This window comes from Methylotenera sp. (genome assembly GCF_036401095.1).
Taxonomy (GTDB): domain Bacteria; phylum Pseudomonadota; class Gammaproteobacteria; order Burkholderiales; family Methylophilaceae; genus Methylotenera.
Genome location: NZ_DASWWA010000024.1, coordinates 44,947 through 57,138, shown reverse-complemented (window position 1 = coordinate 57,138; position 12,192 = coordinate 44,947). Strand labels below are relative to the sequence as shown.

13 protein-coding genes are annotated in these 12,192 nt (G+C 43.9%); 6 read left to right on the top strand and 7 right to left on the bottom strand.

The genetic code is table 11. The features are described from left to right. Positions 1–3: 3 nt before the first annotated feature. From VGD82_RS12075 to VGD82_RS12055, 5 genes are all read right to left on the bottom strand, one after another. The gene (locus VGD82_RS12075) at positions 4–597 is read right to left on the bottom strand and encodes a hypothetical protein (protein WP_331020634.1); all 594 of its coding nucleotides are present in this window, start codon (positions 595–597) and stop codon (positions 4–6) included. Further along, positions 588–1,577, bottom strand: coding sequence for a vWA domain-containing protein (locus VGD82_RS12070; protein ID WP_331020633.1), 990 nt, complete (start codon positions 1,575–1,577; stop codon positions 588–590). Before VGD82_RS12070 ends, VGD82_RS12075 begins: the two co-directional genes overlap by 10 nt. Before the next feature lie 2 nt (positions 1,578–1,579). After that, entirely contained in the window at positions 1,580–2,572 is a 993-nt protein-coding gene (locus VGD82_RS12065) for a hypothetical protein (protein ID WP_331020632.1), read from the bottom strand. Positions 2,573–2,590: 18 nt separating this feature from the next. Next, positions 2,591–3,451, bottom strand: a complete 861-nt coding sequence (locus VGD82_RS12060) for a DUF58 domain-containing protein (protein WP_331020631.1) — start codon at positions 3,449–3,451, stop codon at positions 2,591–2,593. 251 nt (positions 3,452–3,702) lie between these two features. Beyond that, positions 3,703–4,719: a MoxR family ATPase gene (locus VGD82_RS12055; RefSeq protein ID WP_331020630.1), complete on the bottom strand. Its 1,017-nt coding sequence runs from the start codon at positions 4,717–4,719 to the stop codon at positions 3,703–3,705. Between the two features lie 283 nt (positions 4,720–5,002). On the opposite strand from VGD82_RS12055, the gene fabA reads away from it, so the two are divergent. The 3 genes from fabA to VGD82_RS12040 are packed head-to-tail and all read left to right on the top strand — an operon-like array spanning position 5,003 to position 7,388. Then, positions 5,003–5,518 (top strand): 3-hydroxyacyl-[acyl-carrier-protein] dehydratase FabA, encoded by a 516-nt coding sequence (gene fabA / locus VGD82_RS12050; protein ID WP_015832479.1) that lies wholly within the window; start codon positions 5,003–5,005, stop codon positions 5,516–5,518. A 56-nt stretch (positions 5,519–5,574) separates the two neighbouring features. Beyond that, complete coding sequence (fabB, locus tag VGD82_RS12045) at positions 5,575–6,807, top strand: beta-ketoacyl-ACP synthase I (RefSeq protein ID WP_331020629.1); 1,233 nt, start codon at positions 5,575–5,577, stop codon at positions 6,805–6,807. Positions 6,808–6,839: 32 nt separating this feature from the next. Then, the gene (locus VGD82_RS12040; protein ID WP_331020628.1) at positions 6,840–7,388 is read left to right on the top strand and encodes a DUF1439 domain-containing protein; all 549 of its coding nucleotides are present in this window, start codon (positions 6,840–6,842) and stop codon (positions 7,386–7,388) included. A gap of 114 nt (positions 7,389–7,502) precedes the next feature. On the opposite strand, the gene VGD82_RS12035 is transcribed toward VGD82_RS12040, so the two are convergent. Then, a complete protein-coding gene (locus tag VGD82_RS12035) occupies positions 7,503–8,609 on the bottom strand; it encodes an NADH:flavin oxidoreductase/NADH oxidase (RefSeq protein ID WP_331020627.1) in 1,107 nt (368 codons plus the stop codon). Between the two features lie 94 nt (positions 8,610–8,703). On the opposite strand from VGD82_RS12035, the gene VGD82_RS12030 reads away from it, so the two are divergent. After that, the gene (locus VGD82_RS12030; RefSeq protein ID WP_331020626.1) at positions 8,704–9,015 is read left to right on the top strand and encodes an ArsR/SmtB family transcription factor; all 312 of its coding nucleotides are present in this window, start codon (positions 8,704–8,706) and stop codon (positions 9,013–9,015) included. Positions 9,016–9,108: 93 nt separating this feature from the next. Here the strand turns inward: VGD82_RS12030 and VGD82_RS12025 are convergent, their stop codons facing one another. Further along, complete coding sequence (locus tag VGD82_RS12025; protein WP_331020625.1) at positions 9,109–9,477, bottom strand: Mth938-like domain-containing protein; 369 nt, start codon at positions 9,475–9,477, stop codon at positions 9,109–9,111. 108 nt (positions 9,478–9,585) lie between these two features. Between VGD82_RS12025 and VGD82_RS12020 the strand changes: the two genes are divergently transcribed. After that, complete coding sequence (locus tag VGD82_RS12020) at positions 9,586–10,833, top strand: pyridoxal phosphate-dependent aminotransferase (protein WP_294838891.1); 1,248 nt, start codon at positions 9,586–9,588, stop codon at positions 10,831–10,833. Further along, positions 10,830–12,140, top strand: a complete 1,311-nt coding sequence (locus VGD82_RS12015; RefSeq protein ID WP_331020624.1) for a homoserine dehydrogenase — start codon at positions 10,830–10,832, stop codon at positions 12,138–12,140. The genes VGD82_RS12020 and VGD82_RS12015 overlap by 4 nt, the downstream gene beginning before the upstream one ends. The last annotated feature ends 52 nt before the right edge of the window (positions 12,141–12,192 follow it).

Below are 12,192 nucleotides of genomic sequence, written 5' to 3'. Positions count from 1 at the left end.
GCGTTAAGGCAAGCCTACTGGAATGTTACCCATAATCAAGCCTGGTGAATCGCCTTCACCTGCGCCTGGCGTAGGGTTTTCTGGCAACATAGTCAGCAAGCGGTCTAAATTATGTCTTGCTCTCCAGTTGCTGTTGTCTTGTCTTAAAGAAAGCTGATAAGCCTTTTTAGCTTGGTTGAGCAGGTATTCGGCTTCATCATGTACTGTCATGTTGGTACCGGCGATTGCTAGTCCGCGTCTAAAAAAGATATTACCTAAGTTATATTGAATCGCAGCTTTTTGCTCTATGGTTGCGCCATTTAGTGCTTTATTAAAGAGCAAGGTTGCCTCTTTGTATCGTTCATTCTTTGCCAGCCAATAAGCAGTTGAAAACTTAGCTTCAAAGCTTTGTAAGTCTGTTTTTGGCTGTTTGCCAGTGCTGATTGCGGTATTAAATGCCTCAATCTGCTGAATGCGGTTAAAGTAGTAAATGCAGGCAATGCTGGCTAGCAATGCCGTGATGATGAATAGCCATGACAGCACTTTTACATTAAAAAAGTGGGTCAATCTTTTAAATGAAATCAAGTTGGCTATGGTTGTTTTAATGTTTAATGCCATGTCGTTACCTCTATTCTTTTAACGCCCAGTAGTAGTGCAATCATGATTGTGGCAATCATAAAGCAAATATTTGTGTACTCTCGCCCCGGTACTTTTTCCACGTATTTAATCGGTTTTTTCTCACGATTATTAATGTCATTCATGGCTAGTTGCAGTGACTTAGGATCTTCAGCCTCATAAGCCTTAAATGGCGTCTTAAATGTCTGGAAATACTCATGCAGCTCAATTTGGGCAGGCAGGGGCTGGTCTTCTACCGGAACAAAGTTCGGGTCAAAGATACTCAGTCCACCAGGCTGGCGCAAAACAATCCAATATAAGCTAATGTTTAAGCGTTGAAACCAGTCTCGGATTTTTTGCTGTGTATCGGCATCTACTCGCCCGGCACCGTCGGAGAGCAAGATAACAGCACGTGAACCTGAGTCGGTGACTTTATCAAACAGACCAGCGCTACTAGTTAAGCCGCTGCCAATATTGGTTTGAAACAGCGCGTTGCCGGCAGTGGCCTGCACTGCTGCAATCACCGCTTTTTTATTTTCACTAAGTGGCAGCACATACATGGCAGAATTACTAAAGGTAATCATTCCAAACATATCTTGCTGACGCGACTTCACAAATTCGGTAATGAGCCTAGCTGCCGCCACGGACTTAGTTTCACCTACTGTAGTATTGCCATTGTGATCTGTGGTGCCGGAGAAAGGGTCGTCCATACTGGCGCTACGGTCTAGTACCAGCGCGATTTGTGCACCAACACCAATACGCTCCACTTTCTGCTCGGTGGTATGCGGCGCGGCTAAACCTAATATGATAAAAATCAGGGTTAATACCGCTAATATTTTTAAAATTAGACCAATCAGATTGGATAGAGGGTCTGCAGGTAGCATGTCTACCCAAGAATAGTGCTTGGCATGCGCGCGTTGAAGTAGCAAAGGTAAAAATGCTAAAGGCAGCAGCCATAAGACCCATGGATGAGAAAAAGCCATGGTTAGACTCCAGCCTTGTTAGTGGTTGGAATTAAGCCTCGTTCGCAGTCGCGGCATTGCTTGGTGAATTTCAATAGCCATAGCCTAGGGTTGTTACCTACACTGTGTACGGCGCTAGGCTCAAAATACACTTGGCGTGATAAACCAAAAAACTGCGATATTTCATCTTTGATATGCAGAAAGTTTGGGTTGTGTGCGAGGAACTCATCTACGTTGCCGTTAAAAACACTGACCTTCGCAGTCTGGTTAAAAGCGTGGTGTACTGCAGCAACTGCTTGTTTTAGCCCTTCATCATTGTGTGGCAGCTTTTTAATTGCACGGTAAGTTTTGGCAAAGTTTCCTCCCATGCGTGGTAGCCATGCGTGCTTACCAAAGATGTAAAGTAATGCAAGCAGGCTTAGTGCCAGCACAGCAATGGCGAGTTTTAGTCTGGTTTTTTCTTGATCATTTTTTAGCAGTAAAGGCTCAAGAAACGTACTCATGTTGTTTTCTACTTTAACCTGGCCAAAAATTGCGATAGGTGAAACTGCAATATCTAAGCTAGGCACGCGGTATTTGACCAACTGCTTTTTGTCTTTAGTGTTCACTAAATGCAAATATTCAGGACCCAATGCGGCATTTTTAGCTACAACGCTATTAGTGAATACCTGATAAGCAAGCTTCAATTGGTGCGTTGTATAGTCTTTATGCTCAATTTTGCTGTGCTGTATCTCTTTTAACTCAATACCAATCACTTTACCTCTGTAACGTTTCTCGTAGCCTACTATCGGTAATGAAGTTTCTATCAGTTTATACGGGGCTTTAATCGTGAGTGTTACCTCTCGCTCAATCACATCACCAACGGTATATCCCACACGTTTAAATGGGTCTACAGTGCTGATACTTACCACGCCTTCATCAACATCTGGGAGTGATTGACTATCAATCGCCAGCGCCTGTTGCGAGGCGATGCTTAGGATGGCGGCGAGTAGTAGGTCTCTAAAATATTTTGTCATGATTATTTTTTAAGTGATTTAAGCGGCTACAAATTGGTGAAAGTATTCTGTCAGCGAGTCTGCATCAAACTCACCTTCAACATAAAAAGGTGGCATGTCGAAACGCATAAAGAGCTCATATATTTCGTTGCGTCTACTTTCGAAGGACTGTACGATTTTTTCGCGCAATTCTTTGCGCAAAAATAAGGTACGCTTTTCTCCGGTTTCCGCATCATCAACATTGACTAAGCCAAATTCTGGCAGGTTTCTATATTCAGCAGAATCCCATAACACCATCGGCACAATATGATGGCGCAACAGGTTAGATAATGCGCCCTCAAGCAAACTGTTAGGCATATGGAAGTCTGAAATCAAAAACACTAAAGAACGTTCACGTGGCAAATAGCGGTAAACCTCAGTAATGCCGTTGCAATTGACTTGGGCAGGGTGGAAGTCCTTTAAAGACTCTGCCATAGTAATTGCATGGTGAGATTTGAAAGAAGTTGTGCTAATCCAGTCTTCACGTACTTTTTCATCAAAACCGATAAAACCAAACGGGTCATGATGTTCACTGGCGGATTGTGCAATTGACTCTGCAATTTCTGCAGCTAATTTGATTTTTCTCTTTTTAGCACCAAAGTTCATACTGCCGGATAAATCGCAGATGACATACACCGGCGTGGCGCTTTTTTGATTGAACAGGCGAACGTACACTTGCTCCAGTGGGTCGCGTATAGTTTGGCGAATATCGATACGGCGCGGGTCAGGATAAGATAGCAAAGTGGTATGCCCACGAAACTCCATGCCCATGCCCCGTTGCGTACTGGCGTGCCTACCCGGATGGCGACCGCGCGATCTCCAGCTAATGTGATAGTCAAAAGATTTAATATTTTCAATCATAAAAATCCAACATAGAATCCAATGGTTGGGTTGTTTTCAACACCATTTTTAAGGAAACACAAGCTAAGTGTTTGCGCTGGCTAAGCTCGCTACACAACTTGTGCGTGTATTAGCTCGTGCGCTCTGGGCGTTTTGTGCTTAATTCCGCTCACCGACTTAGTTCGTCTTTCCTTTTCTCTGATTTGATAATGCAGTCTTAAAATATAGCTGGATTGCTATAACGCAATGTTCACCTGCTAGCGTAGCTGTAGTTATGGTGCAGCAACTGCATTCACAATGCCGGAGAGCATTTCACGCGCAATTTCAGTGCGGCGCATTTCATACACTGGGCTGAATACCAAACGATGCGCAATCGTGGAGTGAAACACTGCATGAATATCATCTGGCAACACTGCATTACGGTTGTTTAGCCATGCGTTTACACGTGCTGCACGTAGCATCATACTCATGCCGCGTGGGCTGGCGCCCGACAGTACTAGGCGGTTCATATCTACGCCAGAAACTTTTACACCGTAATCCAGCGGGGCTTTAGTTGCTTTCCAAAGGTTTAAGGCATATCTCTTAAGCGTGTCGCTTGCTTCAATGTTGTTTTGAATCACACTAGAGAATGCATTGAGTTCGTCAAATTGGAGTACATCAGGTTTTACAGTGTCGACCAGTGCGTCTACATTATGGAATTTGGTGTCAAAGACTAAAGCTTCCATGATGGCATCGTCATTTGGTACCACAATTGGAATTTCCATCATAAAACGGTCACGTGCAGCAGATGGAATCTCAAAAGTTTCTTCTTTTTCTACTTGGTTACGGTCAGCAAACACAATCATGTGTGGAAAGTAATGCTCGGTATTGAAAGCAGATAAGCTACGCTCGGCCATCACGCGCAGTAACAAAGAGTGCACCTGCGGGCGGGCGCGGTTGATTTCGTTAAAGAAGAATACAGAAAGATTTTCACCTGACATCAGCAATGGGCCTGGGCTCACATGCGGTTTGCCGTCTTCACCTAAGTAAGTATGGTAAACCAAGTCGTTAGGCATTAAGTCAATAGTGCCTTCAATACGCTGGTAGCCACCACCAATACCGCGTGTAAAAGCACGTAACAGTGTGGTCTTACCTACACCCACATCACCTTCAAGCAATACGTGACCACGGGCAAAAATTGAAGTGGTAATCAGTCTAATTGGCGTTTGTTGGCCAACCACAACTTTATTGACTTCAGACTCTAAGGTAAGCGCATGGTTGCGCCAATCAGCTAGTTGAACATCACTCATTGAGAATTCCTGTATTTTTTAAATGGTTGTGAGAACTTAAACACATGGTAAACGTTTTTATTGCAGGGGTAAACAGATCTGTATACCCCTTTATTAAAATATATCCTAAATATGAATTGAAAACATTAAAAAGTGAATAAAAGTAGCAATAAAAAGTGAATATCGCTTTCGTAAAAATGGTTTTCCAGCGAAAATAGCGAAAGTTAAATCAAGTGGCTAGATGAATGGCTCCTTGGTCGGGTGCAAATAGTCGTTTAAAAAACTCATTTACAAAGACAAAATTATGCAAAGACAGAATAGTTTCACAAAAGAAGAATTACTCAAATGTGGTCGCGGTGAAATGTTTGGTGAGGGTAATGCGCAATTGCCATTGCCGCCAATGTTGATGTTTGATCGTATTGTTTCCATTACTGAAGAGGGTGGTAAGTATGGTAATGGTCAAATTATTGCTGAACTGGATATCACGCCTAATTTATGGTTTTTTGATTGCCACTTTACCGGTGATCCAGTCATGCCAGGCTGTTTAGGTTTAGATGCCATGTGGCAACTTGTGGGCTTTTATTTAGGTTGGATGGGCGGCCCAGGCCGTGGCCGTGCATTAGGTGCAGGTGAGGTTAAGTTCACCGGCCAAGTGTTGCCAACTGCTAAAAAAGCAACTTACACCATTGATTTAAAACGCGTGATTATGCGTAAGCTAGTGATGGGTATTGCCGATGCAACCATGCAAATTGATGGCCGTGAAATTTATGTAGCAACAGATTTACGCGTAGGCTTGTTCACGCGTACAGATAATTTCTAGTTTTCAGATTATTTTTAGTTTTTAAGTAGAATAAAAAAGTTTTTAAGGAGCACGAAATGCGTCGTGTCGTTATTACGGGGTTTGGAATTGTTTCCAGCTTAGGCAACAATAAAGCAGAAGTATTGGCGAGCCTAAAGTCTGGTCAGTCAGGTATCACTTATCAACCAGAGTATGCTGCCATGGGTTTACGCTCACATGTAGCAGGATCTATCAAGAATCTTAAAGTAGAAGAACTGATTGATCGTAAGTTGATGCGCTTTATGGCCAAAGGCCATGCTTATGCATGGCTTGCCATGCAAGAGGCTATTGCAGATTCGAAGTTACCTGAAGACATGGTATCTAATGTACGTACGGGTCTAATCGTAGGTGCAGGTGGTGCATCACATGAAAGCATTTTAGAAGGTGTAGATACACTGCGTGAAAAAGGTGTGCGCCGCGTAGGTCCATATATGGTGACAAAAGCAATGGCGAGCGGTGTATCTGCATGTCTTGCTACCGGTGCAAAAATCAAAGGTATTAATTACGGCATTAGCTCAGCTTGTTCTACCAGCGCACATTGCATTGGTGCTGGCGTTGAGCAAATTCAGCTGGGTAAGCAAGATATTATTTTTGCTGGTGGTGCAGAAGAAGAGCACTGGACGTTGTCGTTTATGTTTGATGCCATGGGTGCATTAAGCAGTAAATATAATGACACACCTGATAAAGCATCTCGTACTTATGATGCTGACCGTGATGGCTTTGTGATTTCTGGCGGCGGCGGTATTGTCGTGTTAGAAGAGTATGAGCATGCCAAGGCGCGTGGCGCAAAAATCTATGCAGAAGTCGTAGGTTATGGTGCTACCTCTGACGGTTACGACATGGTTGCACCAAGTGGCGAGGGCGCTATACGTTGTATGCGCCTGGCGCTAGAGGGTGTTGATGCTAAAATTGATTACATCAATACACATGGTACAAGTACTCCTGTAGGTGACGTGAAAGAACTGGAGGCAATTCGTGAAGTGTTTGGTGAAAATGGTTTAAACCAAAATCCAGCAATTGCTTCCACTAAGTCTTTATCTGGCCACGCTTTAGGTGCAGCTGGTGTGAATGAAGCGATTTATACCTTGCTGATGATGGAAAATAACTTTATTGCAGCCTCTGCCAATATTGAAACGTTAGATCCAGCAGCAGAGGGTTTAAATATCGTTCGCAAAGCTATTGAAAACGTTAAAATTGAAACAGCACTATCCAATAGTTTTGGTTTTGGCGGCACTAACGCAACATTGACGTTGTCTACGAAAAATCTGTAATGCGTTTTTAGTTGTTATTGGGGTGAGGAAGTATGAGTATCAAAGCTAAGTTGTTAGGTCTCATATTTCCTATCTTCTTCCTGTTTGGCTGCGCAGGTTTCTCCAATCACACCGTTTATATCTCCGAGCAGCAAATCCAATCCAAGCTAAATGAAAAGCTGCTGATTCCTATCTCTTTGCTTAAAGTCTTTGATCTTAGTTTAAGCAATGCCAATGTGAAGTTTGACCATGCAACAGGCCGTATGCATACAAAGTTTGATACACAGTTATTGAATCAGTTAAATGGCAAAAAGATGGCAGGCAAGCTGGGAATATCAGGTAATCTGCAATTAGATTCCACCACAAACTCGGTAATTCTGAATGAGGTTGCAGTAGATGATTTTGTGATTGATGGTGTTGATCCCAAATACGGCGATGCCATGGGAGGCATCGCTAAAATGGTTGGCAGTCAGCTTTTAAATGGCCTTACACTTTATACGGTCAAGCCCGACTCGCTCAAGGTGGGTGCTACGCAATATTACCCAAAAGACATGAAAGTAACAGATCGTGGCCTAGAGGTTACCTTAAGTCCAGCTCAGTAAGTGATGTGCTAATGGTTGATACTCACGCCAGTGCCACTGTTAAGTATATTCAGATAATAAACACTTGAGTGGGTACAACCTGCTGATTGCACCCAACCCAGCTTATAAATTAATTTACTCAGCAGTTGGGCTTCTGTATCTTGATAACCAGTGCGCATATGGTGGAGGTAGAACCCAAGCCGGTTGTTCCATCTCCAGTTCTTTTGCTGCCTGATATGACCAGTTTGGATTTTCTAAGTGAGCACGTCCTATCATTACTAAGTCCAACTGTTCATTGCGTACTGCCTGATCAGCAAGCTTAGGTGCACCAAATCCCCATGCCGATGAAACTGGCAATTGCGTTTCATTGCGCACACGTTCAGCAACTGGAGCCAAAAATGCAGGCCCCCATGGAATGTTGGTTTCTGGTATGGTGAAACCAACACTGACGCTCAGCATATCCAGCCCAATTTTCTTCCATTCATTCACTAATCGAATTGATTCGCTTAGTGTCTCTTCATCTCTATTGTCATATTCCAAAACGCCAAATCGGGCGGTCAATGGTAAGTTTTCTGGCCAAACATCTCTTACTGCTGTAAGCATTTCATTGCTGAATCTGGCCCGGTTTTCATAGCTTCCGCCGTATTCATCTGTTCTCTGATTTGAGTGTGGGGAAAAGAAACTTTGGCCCATATAGCCATGTGCAAGGTGTAGTTCCAGCCATTCAAACCCTGCATCACGCGCACGTTGTGCTGCTAGCACAAAGTCATTTTGTACCCGCTTGATATCGGCTAGCGTCATTTCAGATGGTACGCGACCAAGTTCACCGCCAAATGGGATTGCTGATGGCGCTATGGTCGGCCATGCGTCTGGGTTGTCAGCAGGTATATGGTCATCGCCTTCCCATGGAATATTCGCGCTAGCTTTACGTCCTGCATGCGCAATCTGAATGCCGGGAACAGCACCTGCTGCTTTGATTGCGGCTGCAATTTCACGTAACTGGTCAGCTTGCTCATCATTCCAAATACCTAGGCAGTGGGGTGTTATTCGGCCCTCGGGTGATACGGCGGTTGCTTCTACTATTACCAATGCGCTGCCACCACGTGCCAGACTTGCATAATGCACTTTGTGCCAATCGTTCGCTAGGCCATTATCTGCCATGTATTGGCACATAGGTGGGATGGCGATTCTGTTTTTTAAAGTAACACCCTTCAGTTGGTAGGGCGAAAATAAATTATTCATGATGATCCTTAATGTTGAGATTCAATAATTAATTCTATTGTTCGAATATAATAGAACTATAGAATAATGTAAAGAGATGTGTTAAATTAAATACATGCGACAAATCAAACATCCTACGATAGAGCAGGTCGAGTTAACGGACATTATGTATGCCCTGTCTGACCCAACGCGCCTAGAGATTATTATGCTGCTTGCGCAAGCGGGTAGGAAGCTGACGTGCGGTGAAATTAATCTGAATCGCCCTAAATCCAGCATGTCGCATCATTTCAAAATTCTTCGCAGTGCCGGCCTGGTTGAGACCTTGATAGAAGGAACCGAGCACATGAACTCTTTAAGGCTGGAAGAAGTGGAAAGTAAGTATCCGGGTGTTTTAAATGCAGTCATTAAGGCAGCTACCAAGAGCTAGCTGTAAAAGAGCTAAATAGTTAGCGCTGTCAGAGGGCGTTAAGGTGCTGGCTATTACTGTTTGAGTGTTAGGGTTGTGGGTGTGTAGATTGTGTTACAGGATTAGCGCAGCAGCCACTAATCTGCCCTCACTCATTAGGATGTTATAGGTACGGCAGGCGGCAGCTGTAGTCATGCACTCAAGTGAAATGCCATGTTCGGTCAGTATTTGGTGGTTCTTCGGGTGTAAAAACACATGCGTTTTACCAGTGCCTAGCAACACAACTTCAGGCTTTAATTTGATTAACTCTTGAAAATGATCATTATTCAAAGCGCTAACATTTTTCGCATGCCAATCCACCACTATAGTCTGCGGCATAACAATTAAGTTTTGCGCGTAGCGCTGTTTGTTGATCTCTATATAGCTTTCGCCATAGCCTGTGATCAGGTTGTTATTTTCAGCGGTGGTTAAATGTAACTTCATTGCGGATTTTTGCCTTTAATCTCTGAGGCTTAATTGAATCAAAGCCTCATTCTAATGTAAACTAATGCCTTTCACTAATAAGCTTTTTTAAGCACGAATTCACGCATTATGCAGCCTTTACATAAATCTAATAAACTTAACAATGTCTGCTACGACATTCGCGGCCCTGTGTTACAGCGTGCACGCGAGATGGAAGAAGACGGCCATCATATCATCAAGCTTAATATTGGCAATCCTGCGGCGTTCGGGTTCGAAGTGCCTGAAGAAATCCAGCAAGATGTGATTCGTAACATGGCCAAAGCGGGTGGCTACACGGATAGTAAAGGCCTGTTTGAGCCACGTAAATCTATTATGCATTACACACAAAGTAAGCATATCAAAGGCGTAACGGTTGACGATATTTTTATCGGTAATGGTGTGTCTGAGCTTATCGTGATGTCGATGCAAGGTTTATTGAACAACGGCGACCAAGTGCTGGTGCCAATGCCGGATTATCCACTATGGACAGCAGCAGTTACCTTGGCTGGCGGTACCGCACGTCACTACCTGTGTGACGAAGAATCTGGCTGGATGCCAAATCTTAAAGATATCGAATCTAAAATTACTGCCAATACGCGCGGTATTGTAGTGATTAACCCCAATAACCCGACGGGCGCGCTCTACTCACAAGAAATTTTGGAAGGCATCGTTGATATTGCTCGTCGTCACGGCTTGGTGATTTTTGCCGACGAAATTTACGATAAAGTTTTATACGATGGCAATGAGCATACCTCGATTGCTTCACTGGCTGATGATGTGCTGTTCGTGACCTTCAACGGTTTATCAAAAAACTACCGTACTTGCGGCTACCGCGCCGGCTGGATGATTCTCAGTGGCGAGAAAAAGCACGCGTTAGACTACATTGAAGGCTTGAATATGCTTGCCTCTATGCGTTTGTGTGCCAATGTGCCAGGCCAGTTAGCGATTCAAACCGCATTAGGTGGCTACCAAAGTATTGAAGATTTAGTCGCGCCGGATGGACGCTTATGCAAACAGCGTGATATTGCTTATGAACTGCTTACTGCAATTCCAGGTGTAACCTGTACTAAGCCGCAGGCTGCAATGTATCTGTTTCCGAAGTTAGACCCAAAAGTGTATCCGATTGAAGATGACCAAAAGTTTATCCTCGATTTGTTGTTGGAAGAAAAAGTGTTACTAGTGCAAGGTACTGGTTTTAATTGGAAAACACCAGATCATTTCCGCGTGGTGTTCTTACCAAATGTGGATGACTTGACTGAGGCGATTAAACGTATTGCTAGGTTCTTAGAAAATTACAGAAAAAAGCATGAATCAAAATTAGATGGAGCAAAAGCTTGAAACAGTTAAATGTTGGGATATTGGGCTTAGGCACAGTAGGTGGTGGTACTTATACAGTTTTAAAACGCAATGCATCTGAAATTACACGCCGTACCGGTGTGGCAATTAATGTAGTGCAAGTTGCAGATCGAAGTTTAGCCAATGCAAAAGCACTGGCTGTGGATGCAGATGTGACTGATGATGCATTTGCTGTGGTAAATAACCCAGCGGTAGATGTTGTTGTTGAGTTGATTGGCGGCTACACATTAAGCCGCGAGCTCGTGTTAAAAGCGATTGCCAATAAAAAACATGTAGTGACAGCAAATAAGGCACTGATTGCTTTGCACGGTAATGAGATTTTTGCAGCAGCAAAAGTAAACAACGTGATTGTGGCTTTTGAAGCGGCGGTTGCCGGTGGCATCCCGATTATTAAAGCCTTGCGTGAAGGTTTGGGCGCCAACCGTGTTGAGTGGGTGGCTGGTATTATCAATGGCACCACTAACTTTATCCTAACCGAGATGCGTGAAAAAGGCCTGAACTTTGCCGACGTATTAGGTGAAGCGCAGCGTTTAGGTTATGCCGAAGCTGACCCGACTTTTGACGTAGAAGGTATTGATGCCGCGCACAAATTGACCATTATGTCTGCAATCGCTTTTGGCATGCCGATGAAGTTTGAGCAGGCTTATACGGAAGGCATTACCAAATTAGAGCAGGTAGATATTAAGTACGCTGAAGAATTAGGCTACCGCGTGAAGTTGCTTGGTATTACTAAGCGTAACGATAATGGTGTTGAGCTACGTGTACACCCGACTTTAATTCCAGAGAAACGCTTAGTAGCTAACGTGAATGGCGCCATGAACGCGGTAGTAGTGAAGGGCGATGCAGTTGGTCCAACGCTATACTACGGTGCTGGTGCGGGTGCAGAGCCAACAGCAAGTGCTGTGGTGGCAGATTTGATGGATGTTGCACGTTTAATCGATGCAACAAGCGCGCAGCGTGTGCCTTACCTAGCGTTCCAGCCAGAGCAAGTGCAAGACTTGGCAATTTTACCTATTGATGAAGTACAAAGCGCTTATTATCTGCGTTTACGCGCGAGCGACAAACCTGGCGTATTGGCTGATGTGACTAAAATCTTAGGTGACCGCAGTATCTCAATCGATGCAATGCTGCAAAAAGAGCCGGATGAGAAGGAAACCGAAGCGGATATCGTGATTTTGACGCATATCACCGTGGAGAAAAATATGAATGCAGCGATTGCCGCTATCGAAGCACTTGAAGCAATCACAGCTAAAGTCGTGCGTATTCGTATGGAAGAACTTGCAAAATAATGACTAAGCCGTCATCCATCACAAGCTGGGTGGCGGACGTATGAGAGATTAA

Bases quoted from the DNA above. Each gene is read 5' to 3' on its own strand.
- VGD82_RS12075 (WP_331020634.1), bottom strand. From the start codon at position 597: ATGGCATTAAACATTAAAACAACCATAGCCAACTTGATTTCATTTAAA.
- VGD82_RS12070 (WP_331020633.1), bottom strand. From the start codon at position 1,577: ATGGCTTTTTCTCATCCATGGGTCTTATGGCTGCTGCCTTTAGCATTT.
- VGD82_RS12065 (WP_331020632.1), bottom strand. From the start codon at position 2,572: ATGACAAAATATTTTAGAGACCTACTACTCGCCGCCATCCTAAGCATC.
- VGD82_RS12060 (WP_331020631.1), bottom strand. From the start codon at position 3,451: ATGATTGAAAATATTAAATCTTTTGACTATCACATTAGCTGGAGATCG.
- VGD82_RS12055 (WP_331020630.1), bottom strand. From the start codon at position 4,719: ATGAGTGATGTTCAACTAGCTGATTGGCGCAACCATGCGCTTACCTTA.
- fabA (WP_015832479.1), top strand. From the start codon at position 5,003: ATGCAAAGACAGAATAGTTTCACAAAAGAAGAATTACTCAAATGTGGT.
- fabB (WP_331020629.1), top strand. From the start codon at position 5,575: ATGCGTCGTGTCGTTATTACGGGGTTTGGAATTGTTTCCAGCTTAGGC.
- VGD82_RS12040 (WP_331020628.1), top strand. From the start codon at position 6,840: ATGAGTATCAAAGCTAAGTTGTTAGGTCTCATATTTCCTATCTTCTTC.
- VGD82_RS12035 (WP_331020627.1), bottom strand. From the start codon at position 8,609: ATGAATAATTTATTTTCGCCCTACCAACTGAAGGGTGTTACTTTAAAA.
- VGD82_RS12030 (WP_331020626.1), top strand. From the start codon at position 8,704: ATGCGACAAATCAAACATCCTACGATAGAGCAGGTCGAGTTAACGGAC.
- VGD82_RS12025 (WP_331020625.1), bottom strand. From the start codon at position 9,477: ATGAAGTTACATTTAACCACCGCTGAAAATAACAACCTGATCACAGGC.
- VGD82_RS12020 (WP_294838891.1), top strand. From the start codon at position 9,586: ATGCAGCCTTTACATAAATCTAATAAACTTAACAATGTCTGCTACGAC.